The organism is Thermococcus alcaliphilus (genome assembly GCF_024054535.1).
Taxonomy (GTDB): domain Archaea; phylum Methanobacteriota_B; class Thermococci; order Thermococcales; family Thermococcaceae; genus Thermococcus_A; species Thermococcus_A alcaliphilus.
Map to the genome: position 1 here is coordinate 169,331 of NZ_JAMXLV010000020.1, position 18,271 is coordinate 187,601.

Here is an 18,271-nt window from a genome sequence, read left to right on the forward strand (position 1 = left end):
TTAAAGCTCTGCCTCGCTCAAGAACTCAAGAAGGTCCAAAAGCCTCCTGTCCTTTATCTTCGTTATGTAGTCACTAACCTCCTCCCTTCCGATTTTGCCGTCCTTGTACAGGGCGACAGCCTTTACTCCTTCAAAGAACTCCTTCATTTCTGGGAATGCTCTAGCAAACATGTCTATGTTGTTGTAAATTTCCTCAAACCTGTCCTCCAGCATCATCTGCCACACTACATCTATTAGAGCATCAAATGCAACGTCAAAGTACTCACTGTCTCTTCCATAGAGCATTGCATAGAGGCATTCATGCAGGGCTGCCTCATAGTTGTCTTCATCCTCAAATATTTCCTCAAAGACAAGGTGTATCTGAGATTTCAACCTCTCGTCTAGGTTTTGTGAGAGAAGCTCAGCAAGCTCGGCCTTTGCTTTTGCTATCTCCCCCATCTCAAAGGTTATGTAAGCTTTGTAGATTCTTATCTGCTTAACATCCTCCTCTTTTCCAAGCTCCTCCAGGGCTTTTTCTGCCTTGTCCATGAGTTCTAATGCTTTTTCGTACTCTAAAAGCTCCTCATGGATGAGTCCCATGTTGTAGTATACTTTTGCGATGTTCTCCAAGTTGCCTTTTTCAGTCTCTTCCTCAAGCAGTCCTCTGTAGAGGTCAAGCGCCTTTTCTAATTCACCTAAAAGATAATATAAATCGGCAAGATGATATTTAACTTCAAAGGCATCCTCTTCTTCAGCGAGCTTCTCAAACTCTTCAACCTTGTCAACATCAAGAAACTCTAGGAAATAATAAACCACAAGCTTGTACAGCTCATAATCTCTACATTCTAAGGCGAGCTTTTCAGCTTTTTCAAGAACCTCTCGCAGCTCCTCTTCACTAAGCTCATCGGCCTTGTAATATAGCAAACTTGCCAGCTTTTTACAGTCTTTCTCCTGAATTGCCTTAAGTATCTCTTCCATTTTACTGCACCTCAAGAAAATTAGGCAATGGAACCTTTTAACCTTACGCATAAGTTGTCTCAATTCCTCAGCTTGTAGCATCTTTACTCCGTTTTGTTTTTCCAGAACAATTTGGAGTTTGCACTTGTAAATTAGCAACACAATACAGTGGAGAGTTAACAAATTACAACAAAACATAAAAAGGCTTATGAGGGTTGAAGCTCTATACATCGGTATAGAACTTAACTCTCCAGTGAGGGAGTGAAAATGAAGAAAATCCTAAGCTTGCTTTTTATCTTTCTACTCTTTTATCCTGCTCAGGTTGAAGGACTTGAGCGCTTGAAAGTTATTGAAGGAGAATTCACAAACCCTCTTCACGTAGAAGTTTCACCTAGCTATAGAGCCGAATGGGTTGATTTCATCTTTTTGTCTAATGAAAGCTGCAACGTCTCGGCAAGCTATAAGGTCTATCAATATGGAGAGGTCGTAAAAGAGGGAACCGCAAAAATCAAATGGCTTAAAGGAACTCTCTACATAACAGTCCCTTTGGAGCTCTACGATGAGTTTATCGTTTATCTCTCTCCAAACTTCTCCTGTGAGGTAAAGCCTGCGAGATATAGGGTTATTGCTGGACTAGACCTCAACAAGCTTAGAGACATCAGCGTTAGGGTTGGGAAAGCGATTGAGTTGCAATGGAATGGCACTGTATCCAAGAACTCTTCCTCAAAGCTAAGATTCAATGCCTCAGGGAGGCTTTTAGGAATTGATGTAAAGCTCTACAATTATAAGGGAAAGGAGGTTTCGGGAATAGTAGAATGGGAAAATGGGACAAGAAACTTCACAGTACCAGTAAAGGATGGGTGGACATGGATACCTGGCGAAGATATACGTGGGGAGGTAACACTAGCCTTAAACCTCCCACCCGGAACTGGAGTAAGTGCAACCGCTTATTATGCTCGGGAGAGGGAGCAAATTAACGGAGACCTCTTGATTAAAGACAAAGAAAACCACACAGATCTTGATTACCCCTTCGGAGCTATGCTGTGGGACAGAGGAGGTATCGAGGCATGGTTTGAAGCAAAAGGTGAAGGAAATGTCCTGGTCTTTGACTTCGGCAACGAAAAAATATCCAGAATATCAATAAAACGCAACGAAGTCTGTGCTGAGCTCTACACCCTATATTATGGCAAAAAGAAGCATTGCTCTCTGCTCCCAATGAAGAAAATACACAATTTAAAGGTATCTTTGATTAGAATCCCCGACGGAAGGCGGCTCCTGCAGATTAAGGTTGATGAAGTTGTCTTCAGCGAAATGGTGAATTCGCCAATTAGATTCTGGTATTTTGGAAATAATATCTCCCTGATAAGTCTTGATGCATCTTTGCACAGAAACCCGGACTACTATGTAGTGCCACCTAATGAAAGAAAAACAAATATTGCCCTTGGGATTTCAACATTGGCACTGGTATTTGGCATAGCATTGTGGATACGTGAGAAAAGGAAGCAAGCGTCATGAGAATACCTTTTAAACTCTCCCGCCAATCACAAATCATGCTTGAAGTGATTTTCCTCGGCACTGGTGGCATAATGCCCAACAAAGAAAGAAACGTGCCCTCTATAGCGTTAAGATACAATGGAGAGATTATCCTTTGGGATATCGGGGAGGGGACTCTAAGACAGCTGAACATAGCCAAGCTGAGCCCCATGAAGATTGAGAAGATTTTCATAACCCATTTCCACGGCGACCACTACCTTGGTCTGATGAGCCTTATTCAAACAATGACCCTCTGGAACAGGGAAAAGCCCCTCCACGTTTACGGTCCAAAGTACACCTTCGAGTTCATTCAAAACTACCTAAAAAGTGGATTTTTCAGGCCAAGCTTTGATATACATGTCCACGAGCTCGGAGAGGCAAGGCTGAAGTTTGAAAACTATGAAATATGGAGCTTCAAAGTTGAGCATGGCGTCCCTGCTTTAGGCTATGTTTTCAAGGAGAAAGACAAAAGGGGAAGTTTTGACTTAAATAAAATCAAGGAGCTCGGCCTAAAGCCCGGTCCCTGGATGAAAGAGCTTGAGACTAAGGGAAAGATTGAGATTAATGGCAAGTTTATTCACCTCGAAGATGTGACTGGAAGTCCCAAGAGAGGTGTGAAAGTCGTTTATACCGGCGATACCGAGCCCTGCGAAAGGGTGAAGCTCTTTTCTGAAAAGGCGGATGTTTTAATTCACGAAGCAACTTACCTCAGCGAAGAGGATAGGGGGGAGAGCTATCACTCAACAGTTCCAAAGGCCTGCGAAGTTGCAAAAAAAGCAAAAGTTAAACTCCTAGTTCTCTTCCACAGAGCCCCCAGATATACGTACGAAGAGTATAAGCAGGGGGCGGAAAAACTTTGCAGGCATAGATTTATAATACCCAAAGACTTCGATGTGCTTAGGATTGGTGAAGAGTATGAGCTATCTTCGCTACGTTAAGGTCATAGGGACAATGCACGTTTCCCCAAAGAGCAGAAGAGAAGTCAGAAAAGCTATACTAGAAGAAAAGCCCGATGCAATTGCTATCGAACTTGACAGGCAGAGATTTTACTCCCTCCAATCCTCGGAGAGGATCACGTTTAAGGAAGCAGTAAAGCTCGGAAAGAAAGCCCTCTTGGGATACATCCTTATGAAGGTTGAGGAAAAGATTGGAGAAGAATTTGGCATGAAGCCTGGAGGAGAAATGATGGAAGCAATCCAGACAGCATCTCTTCTCGGAGTTCCGCTGTATTTAATCGATGAAGACATACAAAGTATCATGGGAAAGCTTCTCAGAGCACCTTTGAGGGAAAAGATACTCCTCCTACTTGAGAGCTCCCTGGTTTTTCTTCCAATTGCTCCAGAAGCAGAAAGTCAAGAGGATATAATGGAGAGTTATAAGATGATGATGCACAGATTTAAGCTCCGCTACCCCTACCTTTTTAGGATTCTCGTGGAGGAAAGAAATGAGATAATGGCAAGGAACCTAAAAGCAATTGTTGATGAGCTTAAGAGGAGAGGAGTCAAGAAGCCAAAAGTAGTAGCCGTGGTAGGTCTTGGACACAAAAAAGGCATAGAAAAGCTTTTGAATTCTTACAGAGAAGAGAAGAACTTTTATACAATAACAACAAGATTATAGTGGGTGATGTCATGGAAAGGCAACGCTTAAAATGCCCTCTATGCGGAGGAACAAGCTTTAAAGTTGAAGAAGGAAAGCTGGACAGCAAGTGGGGCTTTACAGCGCATAAGGTGAAGATAGTCATCTGCGAAAACTGTGGTTATGTTATGATGTTCTACAAAGGAAGAACGATATGGGACTTCGACTAGTCCTAAACTTTATATTCCCCTCGTCCAAAATTTTTCTTGGGGTTGGAAATGAGGGAAGAACTGAAGCGCATGCTTAAAGTTGATATTCTCGACATTGAATACGAGGGAGACAAAGTGATCGTTTATGTTCCCAAGGATCAGGTCAGGATAGCCGTGGGGAGTGGAGGAAGCGCTGTAAAGGCAGCAGAGCTTGTACTTGGCAAGAAAATCGAGATTAGAGGTAGATGAGCAATGGCACTTGGCTTTAGGAAACAGGAGCTAGAAGACTTAGCTATATCTTTCATTGTTCTTACCCTTGTTTTTTCCCAATTTGAGCTTAGATTAATCCCCTATGTTGCCCTTGGAATATTTACGGCGTTTGTATTCCACGAAATCGCCCATCGACAGGTTGCAAGGAAGTATGGATACTACGCAGTTTATAGAAGATGGGACACAGGAATTATGCTAGCTTTGCTCTTGGGGATACTAAACAAGCTCCTAGGCCTTAGGTTTATTTTCGCAGCAGTTGGGGCCGTTCAAGTTTACTCTCTCTATGCAGGCTGGGAGGATAGAGAGATTTACGGAAAGATAAGCCTTGCCGGGCCTGTAACGAACATATTGGTGGGAGTGTTTGCACTCGTTTTACTGCTATTTGGAAAATTTTCCGGTATTTTGTGGGCTTCCCTGTACTATACAGCCTTCATAAATCTCTGGCTGGCATTCTTTAACCTTCTACCGATTCCTCCTTTGGATGGCTATAAGGTTTTAAGGTGGAATCCCGGCTACTGGGGAGTGGCTATAGGAGTAGCATTCCTTCTCCAGTCCCTCCTTTAGTTTCACTCTTGGTGATACAGGAGGGAAAGATTAAAATACAACAAGTCCAATCGTCTAACGGGGGTGAAAAAATGAAGTATAAAGAACCCTTCGGTGTTAAGCTCGATTTTGAAACCGGGATCATTGAGAACGCAAAGAAAAGCGTCAGAAGGCTCAGCGACATGAAGGGCTACTTCATTGATGAGGAAGCTTGGAAGAAAATGGTGGAAGAGGGAGATCCAGTGGTTTACGAGGTCTATGCAATAGAGCAGGAAGAAAAAGAGGGCGACCTCAACTTCGCAACTACTGTTCTCTACCCCGGCAAAGTGGGAAATGAGTTCTTCATGACCAAAGGCCACTATCACTCAAAAATAGACAGGGCGGAGGTCTATTTTGCCCTTAAAGGCAAGGGAGGTATGCTGCTTCAAACACCCGAGGGAGAGGCAAGGTTCATCGAGATGGAACCAGGCACTATAGTTTACGTTCCTCCGTACTGGGCTCATAGAACTATAAACACCGGGGATGAGCCGTTTATCTTCCTCGCACTGTACCCGGCAGATGCGGGTCATGACTATGGAACAATCGCTGAAAAGGGCTTTTCTAAGATAGTGGTTGAAGAGAACGGAAAGGTTGTCGTCAAGGACAACCCCAAGTGGAAGGTGTAATCCCCTTTTCTCTTTTTTTGAAAGCTGGATAAAATGTCCAATAGAAAGTGAGACCTTTGAATATGTAAAAGATTTTTATAGGCTTAAAACATATCCCTTTACGGTGGTGTTAATGACTTTCGATAAAAAGAAAATTGAGGAGATTAAGAAGGCCGAGCAAGAATGGGAAGAAAAGACCGTAAAACCGTTCATTCAAAAAAGACCTGAAAGAAAGGAGAAGTTCATGACAGACGACGGCTTTGAAATTAAGAGGGTCTACACACCTGCAGACCTCGAGAACTGGGACTATTTGGAGAAGCTAAACTTCCCCGGTCAATATCCGTTCACCAGAGGAGTTTATGCTACAATGTATAGGGGAAGACTCTGGACGATGAGGCAATATGCCGGTTACGCAACCGCTGAAGAGTCAAACAAGCGCTACAAATACCTTCTCGAGCAAGGGCAGACCGGTTTGAGCGTTGCCTTTGATTTGCCAACCCAACTTGGCTATGATTCCGATCACCCCATGGCTGAGGGAGAAGTGGGAAAAGTAGGTGTTGCCATTGATTCTCTTTGGGACATGGAGATTCTTTTCGATGGAATTCCTCTCGATAAGGTCTCCACATCAATGACAATTAACGCCACAGCTGCCAATCTTTTGGCCATGTATATTTTAGTTGGTCAAAAGCAGGGTGTTCCCCAAGAACAGCTTAGGGGTACAGTCCAGAACGATATCCTTAAGGAGTACATAGCGAGAGGTACCTACATCTTCCCACCCCAGCCCTCCATGAGATTAACAACCGATATTATAATGTACTGTGCCGAAAACGTTCCAAAGTGGAACTCGATAAGCATAAGTGGTTACCACATCAGAGAAGCCGGAGCAAATGCGGTTCAAGAGGTTGCTTTCACACTAGCGGATGGTATTGAGTACGTTAAAGCAGTGATAGCGAGAGGTATGGATGTCGACAAGTTCGCTCCAAGGTTGAGCTTCTTCTTCAACGCCCACAACAACTTCCTTGAGGAGATAGCCAAATTCAGAGCCGCAAGAAGGCTTTGGGCAAAGATCATGAAAGAGAAGTTCAACGCCAAAAATCCAAGGTCAATGCTCCTAAGATTCCACACGCAAACGGCTGGTTCAACTTTGACTGCCCAACAGCCTGAGAACAACATAGTAAGAGTTGCTATCCAAGCCCTTGCAGCGGTTCTTGGAGGAACCCAATCTCTGCACACCAACTCATACGACGAGGCTTTAAGCCTTCCAACGGAGAAGAGCGTTAGAATAGCCCTAAGGACACAGCAGATCATAGCTTACGAAAGTGGCGTCGTTGATACAATAGATCCTCTCGGAGGAAGCTACTACATCGAATGGCTTACAGACCACATAGAGGAAGAGGCCATGAAGTACATCGAAAAAATCGAGGCCATGGGAGGCATGATGAAGGCAATTGAGAGGGGTTACATCCAGAAGGAGATTGCAGACTCAGCCTATAAATACCAGAAAGAGATTGAGGAAAAGAAGCGCATCATAGTCGGAGTAAACGAGTTTGTCGTTGACGAGCCAATAGAGGTCGAAATCCTCAAGGTAGATCCGAGCATTAGGGACAAACAAATAGAGAGGCTAAAGAAGCTGAGAAGCACAAGAGACAACAAGAAGGTTGAAGAGGCCCTAGACAAACTCAGGAAGGCTGCAGAGACCGAAGATGAAAACCTAATGCCCTACATCATTGAGGCACACAAGCACTTGGCAACCCTTGGCGAAGTCACTGATGTTCTAAGGGAGGTTTGGGGCGAATACAGGGCCCCACTTATCTTCTGATCTATCCTATTTTCTTTTCTAAATATACCACAACAGCAAGAAGAGCTATCAATGCTGCAATTATAAGATATACCTCCCTTGACTTCAATTCACTAACTTCTGCCCCTCTGCCTGCTTTTTCAAAGTTTAGCGTGACATTCCCTTCCCCAATCACTGCTAGAGCTATGAAGTCCTCATAGCTCCTTATGCCGAGTTCTCCTTCAATGGCTTTCCCCTTTCCCTTAAAAGCTCCCTTGAAGTTCGTTGATAAGGGATCGAAGTTTTCTTTTTCGTTGTTTAGGGTAAAGTAATACACCCTCAGCTCCACATCCTTATCTGAGGAAAGGGAGAACTTCAGCTTCTGAGCTCTGAGAGGAGTGGCATTTATTATGAAAGTTCTCAGTCCTTCGCCGAATTCCCTTCTCCTAAGCTCTAAAGTAACGTTCCTCAGCTCGTTGAGATAATCAGACACCAGCAAAACTCCCTCGAAGTAACCTTCTCCCTCAACCATTATCATAAACTCGCTCTCATTGAACACTATGTAGTCACTTCTTCCCCTCTCTTGCGTCGAGGATGCAATGATCTTTCCCGAAAGGTCTAGGAGATGAATTCTAAGGTCTTTTCCTTGCCGTATGTACCTCCCGTAGAGGATGGCAATCTTCTCTCCGCCCCATGGCTCAAAGACAAAAGGAGGTGTTATCTCGTTCCCCATTACCCTATAAGGCAACCCTACATGGTGATGTTCACTTGTGTAGTTGACCTTCGCAAGCCAGTTGTCGCCGTAAACCGGGAGTATCCCTATTCCACTGACTTCCAGCTTTAAAGGAATCTCGATGTCGTTAACTGTCACGCTGAAGTTAATGGGCTCATTGAGCATGAAACCCTGTGGTAGGCTTGGAAGCTTTAAAACGAGCGTTACCTGGGCATTTTGAGTAACATCGAGCTCCTTAACTTGAGTGTCACCATAGTAGAAGTAGCCCTTTATAGAATCTGGCAGACCTCTAATGCCAAAGTGCACCTTTCCGGTGCCAACAACAGTTATAACATAGCTCACGCTTCCTCCAAGTATGCCCTTGGCGTAAGAATTAACCGCTTTTACGCTCAGCCCTGCCCTTAATGAAATGGGGAAAGTTGTGGAGTAAGAGCTTGAAGAGACCCCAACGGTCAAAATTTGAGCATCTTCCGGCACTTTAAACTCAAGATAAACCTCTTCGTTAGGTTTTATTGTAACATCAGCAAAGTAGGGCTCCCCTACGATAACGGAGTTCTGGTAGATAGATACCCTCCCCGAGAACGCAACTTTTCCATCGTTTCTCAGCCATATCTTCAGCTTGTCTTTCTCTTTCTCTGCTCTCACAAGAGATATCCTCGGCATTTCGAAGTAAAAGCTCTCCTGCTTTACTACGCCATAGTCAATCAAGATTGTGCCTTGAGTTGCATCCGTGTCAAAGACCACTTCTCTCTCTTCCTTTGAGTTAAGATAGACCTCCTTTTTGTCGAAGGTCATTCCGCTAACCAGAAGCTTAACGGTGACGTTAACGGGATCCCCATGGTTTCTCAGAAGGACATGAAGCTTTTCATCCTTCCAGATGCGCTCAATCGTTACAAGTTCTTCAGTAGAAGTGACAGTTATGGTTTTTGAGAGTTTAGCTTCCTTCAGCATGAAAGTTAGCTGATTATATGAGGGGGAAACCTTCAAAGTTAGGCTTTCTCCGGGCTTGAGGACAATAGGCTGCTCCTCTATCTCAATCCCTTGAGCAAGAACAACCAGAGTGTCGTTGATTTCGTAATAACCCGTATTCTCCACCTTCACCTTTACATAAGCATCAAAAGCCTCCACGAGAGACACACTGAAGTCCCTCTTTTTCAAAACCTCAACGCTAGAGTAGTTACCGCTCAAATGAAGCTTGAGGGTAAGCGTATTCAAATCTAAGCTCCCAACGGTGTAGTTCACTCCCCCAAAGAAAACACTCTCGCCAAAGTGCAGCCCTTTGATTAGGCTTGTGTTTTCACTCTCTAGCAATAGAAAAACCAGGCTTGGATTGTTTTGGGACACATCAAAGGTTACGGCGGTGTTATCAACTATCAAAACCTCATCTATTCCCAGCTCAACCGATAGGGCAAGAGCATTTCCGGCAAAGAGGAGAAGTATGAAAAGTGGTAAGACTTTCCTCATGGCTCATCCCTCATACTCCTTCCTGTACAATCCCACTAGAGTAAAAATAAGGCCCAGCAGGATAACACAAATGAAAAACAGAGCGCTCATAGTTGGATCTCCTTTGTAGGTGTCCAATCCAGTATGGAGCGTAAAGCCCCTCTTTAGCAAAACCCCTATCTGATAGCTCAAGTTAAAACGCTCTGGGTTGTCAAAAAAGGGCAACTGTGGGAGTATGAACTGGGCAGTAAACACCAGCCCAAAGCTTGCGAGAGATGCGTAGAGGGGTCTTGAAAGAACTACCGAGAGGAGCATCGAAACCGCTCCAAGGCTTCCAAGAACGAGAACTGTAACCCCAAGGGCAAACAGGAAGTCGTCAAAAGTTGCCCTAAACCCCTCAAAGCCAGACTTGTAGAGGAGAACCATGTAAACCTGCATCACAAAGTATGGAATGCCAAAAATGATAAGCACAGCAGTAATTCCAGAAAAAAACTTGCCAAAGACTATTTCGCTCTTCTTTATCGGCTTTACGAGGAGAAGCCTTATTGTGCCCCTGTCAATTTCACTTGCAAGCAAATCGCTCATGACAATTATAACGACCAGCTGGCCAATCACACTGGCCCAGAAGTTTATTAAAAACTGAGAAACGTTTATCTGGAATGAAATCTCTAAGGCTTTTGCACTGTATTCAGTTATCTCCTCGTGGGTGAAAAAGTAGACTATCACGGGAAGAAGCATCAACGCCAGCATTACCTTAAGACGCCTTGATTTTAAAAGCCTGTAAACCTCGTTTTGATATAGAACGCTAATCACTTTCCTCACCTATGCTGAACTTTTCCATAAGAATCCTCTCAAGCGGACTTGTGTGGGGTCTGAAGAGCTTTAAGCGAATGCCCTGAGAGGTAAGATACTTCGGAAACTGCAGGAAAAACTCATCAAGAAACCTTGGATCCACTTTAACCCTAATTATGTTCTCCTCCTCCCAGACTTCCCTAACGTATGGCTTTTCCTTTAGGAACTCAATTGCCGCCCTGTTGTCCGAAGTGGAAACATCGTAATCGTTCTCCTCTATCTCCGTCAGCTCACTTATTTTCCCCTGGGCTATTAAGCGACCTTGGTTGATTAGCCCCACGTAGTTGCACATCTTTTCAACTTCGCTCACTATGTGCGAGCTTACGAAAATAGTTTTCCCCTCCTTTGCAAGGGAGAGAATTTTTCCTATGAACTCTATTCTCCCCAGAGGGTCAAGGTTTGCTGTAGGTTCGTCCAGTATTAAAAGTTCCGGATCACCAATTAGAGCTGAAGCAAAAGAAACTCTCTGCTTCTGTCCTGAGGAGAGCTCTTTTATCTTGTTTAATGCCAACCTGCCAACGCCAACGTACTTCATGAGTTCCTTCGCTTGTTCCCTCGCTTCTTCCTTTTTTAGGCCGGAGAGCCTGCCCATATAAGTCAGAAAGTCAAAGATCGTCATATCATCATAGGCTATGGGCACTTCGGGCATATAGCCAACGTTTTTCATTATTTCAACTCTATTTTGGGGCATCTCAAGGTTAAAAATTCTAATTTCTCCATATGTAGGCCTTAACGCTACCGTGAGCATTTTAATAGTGGTGGTTTTACCAGCACCATTGGGCCCCAAAAAGCCATAGACAACTCCTTTAGGAACTTTAAGGTTCAAATGATAAATTATATTTCTTTTTCCAAAAAACTTTGTGAGATCTTTGGTTTCTATGACGTATTCCATCTTCAACACCAGACTGTAAGATAATGATCTTAGCCAATAGATAATAGTCTAAAAGAAGTTATAATGTTTTTGGGTTTACTCCATTTTCTATATACAAAATTTTTGTCAACATTGTTCTCATTATGTAAACAAAGAAGTTTATATTAATCAAAGCATAATTTAACACATAACATGGAGGTGGAGAAATTGAGAAAACTTATAGCTTTCTTTGGAATGTTTATGTTTTTTGTAGCTTCTTTCGCATTTGCGAACCCTACAGTAGATAATGTTCCCCAAGCGTTTGAGCATGGCGATCTCGTCATGATTGACGGGCAAGGCTACTACTACAAGGGGATGCCCATACCTGATCCAGATGAACCGTATAAGCAGGATGTCCCAGGACACTACTGGCTCCAAACTGGTCCGAGAAGAGTGATTGGCCTACATTACAACGAACCTATGATGATGGGAATGCCATTCTGGGCAATGAACGATCCCTATGGAATACTCCTCTACAAGGTTGACGGCGTAATAGACGTCCCGCCGGAGCAGCTCAGCCCTGAGAGAGAGGCATGGCTCAAAGAGCATGGCTACGTGCACTACCATGAGTTCGTAAGTGCAGATACGGGAGAGGAGCTTGAGGACTTTGTAGTTTACCTCAAGCACACCGCGGTGACTAGCTTTTACTTCACACCACCGATGGCACCCTGGAACGCACACGACGTCACCCCGGGAATCGACTACGAGTTCATCCCCAACTGGTGATTGGGGCTTCTTTTCTTAATTTTTGATTTTGTTATAACTTATACCTTTTAAATTCTTAGTTCTAATGAAGATTAAAAACAACCTTAATGAACTTTCAAGAACAGAAGAAGTTTTCTAAAAATCAATGTTGTGGTGGGCCCGCGGGGATTTGAACCCCGGACCTTCGCCGTGTGAGGGCGACGTCATAACCAGTCTAGACCACGGGCCCGCCCAAGTAGCCACTCATATCTCTCCAGGCTTTGCTTATAAATTTTTCTTACCCTCCACTCCATCTGAGCATTTTACGTTGTACTATATTCCTCTCTCGATTGTAGAATTTTTGTTCATTAAAAAATTTTTCCACTCAATGGGGAATATTTATATACATAAACAACGCTAAGATATATGACAAAGATATGTCGGAGGGAAGTTAATGGAAAGAAAACTGCTTGTTGGAGTACTAGTTTTTGCCTTGTTAGTAAGCCTGATGCCGGTATCTGCAGTGAGTGACAGCGCTCCAAAACGCATTTTTGTCCAGATAGATGGCCCAATAACAGAAGATGTGCTCAATGAGCTCAAAGCAAATGGTATGAACATTCTGTATGTGTTTAATGAGATTGGGTTTGTAGCAGGAACTGCAAAGGACAGAGACCTTAAGAGAATTTCAAGACTCAAGTTCGTAAAGAGCGTGGGAGAAGATACAAAAGTTTACGCCCTAAGCGAGACACTTCCAAGTGAAAGCCCATATGGCTTTGGGAACTACACATGGAACCTCGACATGATAAACGTCCCCACAGTACACGAAGAAATGGGATATACAGGCAAAGGTGTCTATATCGCGGTTCTTGATACAGGTTTAGTCCCCAACTGGAGGGACTACTTCGAAGAGGATAAGATAGCCACTGAGTTTGCCAGAGCATTCCTAGCGGCAAACGCACTAACCGCCCACTACAACCCCAATGCATGGGAAGCTGACACCAACAGCCACGGAACACACGTAACCAGCACAATAATAGGCTTCTGGGTCTATGGAGCATACAGAGTGAGTGGAGTAGCGCCCGATGCAAGGGTAATCCCCGTTAAAGTCCTTAGCAACTATGGGTTCGGCTGGAGCACGGACATAGCCGCGGGAATAATGTACATCGCGGATCTCTACAAAGAGGAAGTAGAAAGTGGTGGTGCAGTGCTTCCACCATATAATGAAACCAACCCAATAGTCATAAGCATGAGCCTTGGAGGGCCTTCTCTAAGCCCAATTGAAAAATATGCTATAGACTATGCTATAAGCCAAGGTGTCTTTATAGTTGCCGCTGCAGGAAACGACGGAGAAGCTGGAATGGACTACCCAGGAGCTTACGAGCCAGTGATCTCGGTTGGGGCCGCAGGATGGGTTGGAGAGTGGACGGCGCAAGCATGGTGGAGAACTCTCGATGTTCCAGAAGATCTCTACGAACAGGTTTACGTAACCGACTTCAGTGGAAGAGAAAAAGACGGGCAGGATCTTGACGTCCTAGCTCCAGGAAGCTGGGTAGTTGGGCCTTACCTTGCTTATGGTGCCGCGCACCCACCATACTGGGCGCAGGGAGTTCCTGGCCAGTACTACTACCTCGGTGGAACGAGCATGGCAACTCCACACGTGAGCGGAATAGTGGCATTGATGCTCCAAAAGGATATGGAAGATAATGTTATAGACTTAAACCAAACAATAGTAGAAGGAATCCTTGAAGATACAGCAATGCCAATAACATGGTACAACGCCTCAGTTATGTCCCCCGCAGGTGTATACGAGAACATAACATGGGGAGACGATGCTGTAGGCTCAGGATTAGTACAAGCCGATGCTGCCGTAGAAGCAGTCGATTCTTGATTTCTTTATTTTCTTTTTCTTAGCCATATCTTTAAATACCCACCAGCTTACCTCTTCTCGGTGAGAATATGCTAAACACGATGGTTTTGATAAGGACAGACAACTTCGACAAAGCACTAATAGCGCTGGCAGACCTCGTTAGGTATGCCGGGATGGAGATAAGGGGAAAGCCAAGGATAATACCTCCAGCCCTCTCCGATTGGGCATTTGAGAAACTTGTGGGAGAAAAGCCCAAGAAGAAGTACCGCGCACATGTTGTAGCACAGATAGATCTGCCTCCTGCAAAGGCAATAGGCAGGTTAAGGGAAATTCACCCCCCAGCACACATAATAGTTATCCCTCCGGATTCACCCGTTCATAGGGAGCTCCTCAAAATGTGGGGAACTTTTGAAGTGCTGAAGGGGTTTTATCCTCCTAAGAAATCCAGAAAGGGAGAAGAAAGCGAGGAGTAATCACTTCTTTTTCTTCTTCTTGATTCTTATATTCGCAACGTCTCCAAGGGTCGGCTCGTAGTCCTTTGGAATTGTAACCTTTTCCTGCACATTCTCCTCTACTCTCTCAATTAGGGTTATCCTAAAATATCTTTCGAGCTTCTTTGCCTCCTCTATGGTTGGCATGTACTCCCCATGGGCTATTCTCCTAAGGAGGTTGGTAGAAAGTCCCACTTTGTGGGAAAGTTCTTCATAGCTTAAACCGCTTTTTTGAATAGCCTCCCTAACCCTCTCTGCATAATCCTCAACAATATCCTCCGTGTAAAGCGGTCTTTGCCTCCTTGGAGCTGGTTTTGGCTTTGGTCTTGATGTGTAAGTTCTCCTCGGCTCTCTTCCAGTGGGCATTGGACTCCATGTTCCGGGTTTTTTCCTACCGTACTTTTGGTAACACCTGTTACAAACCAAGAGCTCTGCACCCTCTATTTTTATTGTATGCCCCTGTCCTCTAATCTCTGCCCCACAGATTTCACAAATCCTTGGTTTGGCTTTTGCCATTAAAATCACCTTCAGTGCTCTCTACTCTGAGTTAAGGATTAGATTTTATAAACCCATCTGATAACCTAACACCGATGAACATGACGGATGAAATCAAAATAGAGAAGCTAAAGAAAATGGATCAAGAAATCCTCGAGACCCTTGTCGGGATCTACATGAGGGGCTATGAAGGCATGAGAGAATATGGCGGAGAGGGAGAGAGCTATGCTAAAAGGTATCTTAGGTGGTGCTGGAGCAAAGCCAGCGATGGCTTCTTTGTGGCAAAAGATGGTGACAGAATAGTTGGATTTATCGTGTGTGACAACGACTGGCACAGTAGATATGAGAATAGAGTGGTAGGGGCTATACACGAGTTTGTGGTTGATAAGGGCTACCAGGGAAAAAGCGTTGGCAAGAAGCTTATGGAAAAATGTCTGGAGTATTTGAGCAAATACAACGACAGAATAGAGCTGTGGGTCGGAGAAAAAAACACCAAAGCAATTGAATTTTACAAAAAGCTCGGCTTCAAAATAGCGGGAAAGAGCGGCATATGGATAAGAATGGTAAAAGACCTAAAAGAGAAAAAGTAGTCATTTTATCGGAAGTCTGAACTTGTAGCCGTAGAGGATTATTCCGTCCTCTTCGAACTCCCTAACCTTTCTCGTGACCATTTCTACTTCCATGCCAAAGTCTATCTCCTCTGGGTCAACATCTGTGAGCTGTGCTAAAACCACCGGTCCCTCTTCGAGCTCGACTAGGGCTATGGGGTATGGCTTGTAGTACTCGTAGCCGCTTGGTGGGTTTCTCACTATTGTCCAGCTTACCACCTTGCCCTTTCCGCTGAACTGGAACTCCTCTATCTCTTGACTTCCACATTCTGGACAAACAGGTCTCTTTGGAAAGTGAACGTGACCGCAGCTCTTACATTTGCCTCCAATGAGGCGATATTTCTCTTTAAAGTGTCTCCAATAACGGGCAACTTGCATTGGCCTCCCCATCTTCAAACCCTCCTCAATATGGTTACAGTTATGTTTGAACCGGTTCCACCTATGTTTTGAGTTAACCCAATCTCTGCATCAGGCACTTGGTTTGGAGCTTCTCCTCTAAGCTGCCACACTGCTTCTACGGTTTGATAAACTCCCGTAGCTCCCACAGGGTGTCCCCTCGCTTTTAGTCCACCGAGTGTTTGAATTGGATAGTCACCATCTATTGCTATCTGCCCTTCTTTTGCAAGCATTGCACCTTTTCCTCTCTCAGCGGCGCCTATTGACTCTAGGCTTAAGGCGGCCATTACGGTAAAGGCATCGTGAACCTCGAAGAAGTCTATGTCTTTAACCTCAATACCGGCCATCTTATATGCCCTTTCTGCAGCAACCTTTGCCGCTCTGAGGAACAAGAATTCCTTTCTGTTTGCGAGGTTTATTGTGTCAATTGCCCTTCCCATTCCCGCAACCTCGACCATCTTCGCCTTGTCCACGAACTCCTTGGCCTTCTCCTCGGTGGTTATTATCACGGCAGCGGCTCCATCGGCTATTGGGGAAGCATCAAAGAGCTTCAGTGGATCGGCTACATAGGGGCTCTTCATAACGGTTTCAACTGTTATTGGCTTTTTGAACATTGCATATGGGTTTTTGGCACCATTTGCGTGAGCGTTAACTGCGAAGAGAGCTAAATCTTCCTCAGTGTAGCCGTATTCCTTCATGTAGAGCCTCATGACAAGGGCGTTCAATGCAACAAAGCTCACACCATGGAAAAGCTCCCACTCTGCATCTGCCGCATAGGCAAGATATCTCGTAGCGTCGCTTGGCCAGGCATCGGTCATCTTCTCAACGCCTACAACGGCAACAACATCTTCAAGACCGCTCATAACAGCTTTTACTCCCTCTTGGACTGCAGCTCCACCGCTTGCACACGCTGCCTCAACTTTAACTGCTGGAATGTTACCAAGACCTGCCCAATCAGCTATTAATGCCCCAAGGTTTTCCTGTTCAACGAATGAACCAGAAGCCATGTTGCCAACATAAAGTGAATCCACCTTATCAACGCCCGCATCTTCCATGGCATTGAGCAAAGCTTCAACGGCTAAATCCCTAAGGGCGAGCCTCCAGTGCTCTCCAACCGGAGTCAATCCCACACCAATAATCACTGGCTTCCTCATTTTAACCACCTCACAAGATGTACTTACCTCTGTGCTTTGCATATAAGGCATAATCGATGTATTTCTTCCTGTTTACGTAATCCATGGTCTTTGGCGCTAGGTCTCTCTTTTCTTCAATTGCATCCTGCACCACTAAGCTGAACGCATCGCTACCTGCACCGCTTCCAAAGCTTACCCAGAGAATCCTGTCTCCCGGCTTCGCTATGTCCAAAACCGCTGAAATGCCAACTAACGTAGCACCGCTGTATGTGTTTCCTATTATTCCACTTAACAGTCCCGGAAGGACTTTTTCTTTGGGGATTCCGAGAATCTTTGCGGCTGTGAGTGGGAACTTAACGTTTGGCTGGTGGAAGACAGCGTAGTCAAAATCGCTTGGCGAATAGCCCAGCTCTTCCATTAAGCCCTTTGCGGCGCTTATTATCTGGTGGAAGTAAGCAGGCTCTCCAGTGAATCTATTCCCATGCCTTGGATAGTGCTCGTGCTGTCTTCTCCAGAAATCTGGAGTGTCGGTTACGTAGGAATAGCTTCCCTCAAAATAAGCAACGGTTTCTGAGCTCTTCTCACCAACGATATAAGCGGCTCCTCCGGCGGATGCAGTAAATTCTAAGTGATCACCGGGTCTTCCTTGAGAAGTGTCGGCACCAATTGCCATTGCATATTTTGCCATTCCACTCCCAACAAAACCAATAGCTGCTTGTAAGGCTTCAGTTCCAGCTTTACATGCAAATTCAAAATCTGCAGCATCTAAATCTGGGGTTGCTCCAATTGCCTCAGCAATAACAGTTGCAGAAGGTTTGACTGCATAGGGCTTGGATTCGGTTCCAAACCACAATGCTCTAATTTCTCTTGGGTCGATTTGAGCTCTTTTAAGAGCATTTCTTGCCGCTTCAATTCCTATTGTTATGGCATCTTCATCCAAATTGTTTACGGACTTTTCCTGAATGGGGAAGCTGCTTACTCCCCAAACCCTTCCGATCTCCTCGTTTTTAATTCTGTACATTGGTACATAGGCACCATAACCAACAATTCCGACATCCTTTATTGGCTTCAGCAGTCTTCTCATTGGGCATCACCTTTCCAAAAGATTAGCTTAAATGTGTTCTCTCGAAGGTTAAGGGTGTACATTATAAAAGCCTTTCGGTAAATGTGTA

Annotated in this window: 20 protein-coding genes and 1 tRNA gene; 12 read left to right on the forward strand and 9 right to left on the reverse strand. The window is 44.6% G+C overall.

Annotated features, from left to right (window positions below; all coding sequences use genetic code 11):
• On the reverse strand, nt 1-957 hold the full coding sequence (locus NF859_RS05565; protein ID WP_252743375.1) for a tetratricopeptide repeat protein: 957 nt from the start codon (nt 955-957) through the stop codon (nt 1-3).
• A gap of 246 nt (nt 958-1,203) precedes the next feature.
• Here NF859_RS05565 and NF859_RS05570 point away from each other — a divergent pair, with 246 nt between their 5' ends.
• The 8 genes from NF859_RS05570 (at nt 1,204) to NF859_RS05605 (ending at nt 7,529) form a co-directional block, all read left to right on the forward strand.
• Entirely contained in the window at nt 1,204-2,451 is a 1,248-nt protein-coding gene (locus tag NF859_RS05570; RefSeq protein ID WP_252743376.1) for a hypothetical protein, read from the forward strand.
• 35 nt (nt 2,452-2,486) lie between these two features.
• A complete protein-coding gene (locus NF859_RS05575) occupies nt 2,487-3,407 on the forward strand; it encodes a ribonuclease Z (RefSeq protein WP_252743377.1) in 921 nt (306 codons plus the stop codon).
• A complete protein-coding gene (locus NF859_RS05580; protein WP_252743378.1) occupies nt 3,385-4,086 on the forward strand; it encodes a TraB domain-containing protein in 702 nt (233 codons plus the stop codon). The genes NF859_RS05575 and NF859_RS05580 overlap by 23 nt, the downstream gene beginning before the upstream one ends.
• 11 nt (nt 4,087-4,097) lie before the next feature.
• On the forward strand, nt 4,098-4,274 hold the full coding sequence (locus NF859_RS05585) for a zinc ribbon domain-containing protein (protein ID WP_179193053.1): 177 nt from the start codon (nt 4,098-4,100) through the stop codon (nt 4,272-4,274).
• A gap of 48 nt (nt 4,275-4,322) precedes the next feature.
• Nucleotides 4,323-4,502: a KH domain-containing protein gene (locus NF859_RS05590; protein WP_004067946.1), complete on the forward strand. Its 180-nt coding sequence runs from the start codon at nt 4,323-4,325 to the stop codon at nt 4,500-4,502.
• 3 nt (nt 4,503-4,505) lie between these two features.
• Nucleotides 4,506-5,087, forward strand: coding sequence for a site-2 protease family protein (locus NF859_RS05595; protein ID WP_252743379.1), 582 nt, complete (start codon nt 4,506-4,508; stop codon nt 5,085-5,087).
• A 71-nt stretch (nt 5,088-5,158) separates the two neighbouring features.
• Nucleotides 5,159-5,731: a glucose-6-phosphate isomerase gene (pgiA, locus tag NF859_RS05600; RefSeq protein WP_252743380.1), complete on the forward strand. Its 573-nt coding sequence runs from the start codon at nt 5,159-5,161 to the stop codon at nt 5,729-5,731.
• Between the two features lie 112 nt (nt 5,732-5,843).
• A complete protein-coding gene (locus NF859_RS05605) occupies nt 5,844-7,529 on the forward strand; it encodes an acyl-CoA mutase large subunit family protein (protein ID WP_004067943.1) in 1,686 nt (561 codons plus the stop codon).
• A 1-nt stretch (nt 7,530) separates the two neighbouring features.
• On the opposite strand, the gene NF859_RS05610 is transcribed toward NF859_RS05605, so the two are convergent.
• From NF859_RS05610 to NF859_RS05620, 3 genes are read right to left on the reverse strand one after another with little or no spacing between them, the layout of a single operon-like run.
• Nucleotides 7,531-9,684, reverse strand: coding sequence for a hypothetical protein (locus NF859_RS05610; RefSeq protein WP_252743381.1), 2,154 nt, complete (start codon nt 9,682-9,684; stop codon nt 7,531-7,533).
• Between the two features lie 3 nt (nt 9,685-9,687).
• The gene (locus NF859_RS05615) at nt 9,688-10,476 is read right to left on the reverse strand and encodes an ABC transporter permease (protein ID WP_252743382.1); all 789 of its coding nucleotides are present in this window, start codon (nt 10,474-10,476) and stop codon (nt 9,688-9,690) included.
• Nucleotides 10,469-11,407: an ABC transporter ATP-binding protein gene (locus tag NF859_RS05620; protein WP_252743383.1), complete on the reverse strand. Its 939-nt coding sequence runs from the start codon at nt 11,405-11,407 to the stop codon at nt 10,469-10,471. Before NF859_RS05620 ends, NF859_RS05615 begins: the two co-directional genes overlap by 8 nt.
• A gap of 186 nt (nt 11,408-11,593) precedes the next feature.
• Between NF859_RS05620 and NF859_RS05625 the strand changes: the two genes are divergently transcribed.
• Nucleotides 11,594-12,151: a hypothetical protein gene (locus tag NF859_RS05625; protein ID WP_252743384.1), complete on the forward strand. Its 558-nt coding sequence runs from the start codon at nt 11,594-11,596 to the stop codon at nt 12,149-12,151.
• 130 nt (nt 12,152-12,281) lie between these two features.
• Here NF859_RS05625 and NF859_RS05630 read toward each other — a convergent pair.
• Nucleotides 12,282-12,359 (reverse strand) — tRNA-Val (locus tag NF859_RS05630).
• 204 nt (nt 12,360-12,563) lie between these two features.
• On the opposite strand from NF859_RS05630, the gene NF859_RS05635 reads away from it, so the two are divergent.
• The gene (locus NF859_RS05635) at nt 12,564-13,997 is read left to right on the forward strand and encodes a S8 family peptidase (protein WP_252743385.1); all 1,434 of its coding nucleotides are present in this window, start codon (nt 12,564-12,566) and stop codon (nt 13,995-13,997) included.
• 68 nt (nt 13,998-14,065) lie between these two features.
• A complete protein-coding gene (locus NF859_RS05640) occupies nt 14,066-14,449 on the forward strand; it encodes a DUF356 domain-containing protein (protein WP_252743386.1) in 384 nt (127 codons plus the stop codon).
• Here NF859_RS05640 and NF859_RS05645 read toward each other — a convergent pair whose 3' ends face one another.
• Nucleotides 14,450-14,983 carry a multiprotein bridging factor aMBF1 gene (locus NF859_RS05645; protein ID WP_252743387.1) on the reverse strand — a complete coding sequence of 178 codons (534 nt, stop codon included), beginning with the start codon at nt 14,981-14,983 and terminating at the stop codon, nt 14,450-14,452.
• 80 nt (nt 14,984-15,063) lie between these two features.
• On the opposite strand from NF859_RS05645, the gene NF859_RS05650 reads away from it, so the two are divergent.
• The gene (locus NF859_RS05650; protein ID WP_004068233.1) at nt 15,064-15,552 is read left to right on the forward strand and encodes a GNAT family N-acetyltransferase; all 489 of its coding nucleotides are present in this window, start codon (nt 15,064-15,066) and stop codon (nt 15,550-15,552) included.
• Here the strand turns inward: NF859_RS05650 and NF859_RS05655 are convergent, their stop codons facing one another.
• From NF859_RS05655 to NF859_RS05665, 3 genes are read right to left on the reverse strand one after another with little or no spacing between them, the layout of a single operon-like run.
• The gene (locus NF859_RS05655) at nt 15,553-15,960 is read right to left on the reverse strand and encodes a Zn-ribbon domain-containing OB-fold protein (protein ID WP_252743388.1); all 408 of its coding nucleotides are present in this window, start codon (nt 15,958-15,960) and stop codon (nt 15,553-15,555) included.
• A 2-nt stretch (nt 15,961-15,962) separates the two neighbouring features.
• Nucleotides 15,963-17,120 (reverse strand): thiolase family protein, encoded by a 1,158-nt coding sequence (locus NF859_RS05660; RefSeq protein ID WP_252743389.1) that lies wholly within the window; start codon nt 17,118-17,120, stop codon nt 15,963-15,965.
• Nucleotides 17,121-17,130: 10 nt separating this feature from the next.
• Nucleotides 17,131-18,183, reverse strand: coding sequence for a hydroxymethylglutaryl-CoA synthase (locus NF859_RS05665; RefSeq protein WP_252743390.1), 1,053 nt, complete (start codon nt 18,181-18,183; stop codon nt 17,131-17,133).
• Between the last annotated feature and the right edge of the window lie 88 nt (nt 18,184-18,271).

What these genes read in the sequence shown, in the direction of transcription:
- NF859_RS05565 (WP_252743375.1), bottom strand. Translation starts at nt 957, where the DNA reads ATGGAAGAGATACTTAAGGCAATTCAGGAGAAAGACTGTAAAAAGCTG.
- NF859_RS05570 (WP_252743376.1), top strand. Translation starts at nt 1,204, where the DNA reads ATGAAGAAAATCCTAAGCTTGCTTTTTATCTTTCTACTCTTTTATCCT.
- NF859_RS05575 (WP_252743377.1), top strand. Translation starts at nt 2,487, where the DNA reads ATGCTTGAAGTGATTTTCCTCGGCACTGGTGGCATAATGCCCAACAAA.
- NF859_RS05580 (WP_252743378.1), top strand. Translation starts at nt 3,385, where the DNA reads ATGAGCTATCTTCGCTACGTTAAGGTCATAGGGACAATGCACGTTTCC.
- NF859_RS05585 (WP_179193053.1), top strand. Translation starts at nt 4,098, where the DNA reads ATGGAAAGGCAACGCTTAAAATGCCCTCTATGCGGAGGAACAAGCTTT.
- NF859_RS05590 (WP_004067946.1), top strand. Translation starts at nt 4,323, where the DNA reads ATGAGGGAAGAACTGAAGCGCATGCTTAAAGTTGATATTCTCGACATT.
- NF859_RS05595 (WP_252743379.1), top strand. Translation starts at nt 4,506, where the DNA reads ATGGCACTTGGCTTTAGGAAACAGGAGCTAGAAGACTTAGCTATATCT.
- pgiA (WP_252743380.1), top strand. Translation starts at nt 5,159, where the DNA reads ATGAAGTATAAAGAACCCTTCGGTGTTAAGCTCGATTTTGAAACCGGG.
- NF859_RS05605 (WP_004067943.1), top strand. Translation starts at nt 5,844, where the DNA reads ATGACTTTCGATAAAAAGAAAATTGAGGAGATTAAGAAGGCCGAGCAA.
- NF859_RS05610 (WP_252743381.1), bottom strand. Translation starts at nt 9,684, where the DNA reads ATGAGGAAAGTCTTACCACTTTTCATACTTCTCCTCTTTGCCGGAAAT.
- NF859_RS05620 (WP_252743383.1), bottom strand. Translation starts at nt 11,407, where the DNA reads ATGGAATACGTCATAGAAACCAAAGATCTCACAAAGTTTTTTGGAAAA.
- NF859_RS05635 (WP_252743385.1), top strand. Translation starts at nt 12,564, where the DNA reads ATGGAAAGAAAACTGCTTGTTGGAGTACTAGTTTTTGCCTTGTTAGTA.
- NF859_RS05640 (WP_252743386.1), top strand. Translation starts at nt 14,066, where the DNA reads ATGCTAAACACGATGGTTTTGATAAGGACAGACAACTTCGACAAAGCA.
- NF859_RS05645 (WP_252743387.1), bottom strand. Translation starts at nt 14,983, where the DNA reads ATGGCAAAAGCCAAACCAAGGATTTGTGAAATCTGTGGGGCAGAGATT.
- NF859_RS05650 (WP_004068233.1), top strand. Translation starts at nt 15,064, where the DNA reads ATGACGGATGAAATCAAAATAGAGAAGCTAAAGAAAATGGATCAAGAA.
- NF859_RS05655 (WP_252743388.1), bottom strand. Translation starts at nt 15,960, where the DNA reads ATGGGGAGGCCAATGCAAGTTGCCCGTTATTGGAGACACTTTAAAGAG.
- NF859_RS05660 (WP_252743389.1), bottom strand. Translation starts at nt 17,120, where the DNA reads ATGAGGAAGCCAGTGATTATTGGTGTGGGATTGACTCCGGTTGGAGAG.
- NF859_RS05665 (WP_252743390.1), bottom strand. Translation starts at nt 18,183, where the DNA reads ATGAGAAGACTGCTGAAGCCAATAAAGGATGTCGGAATTGTTGGTTAT.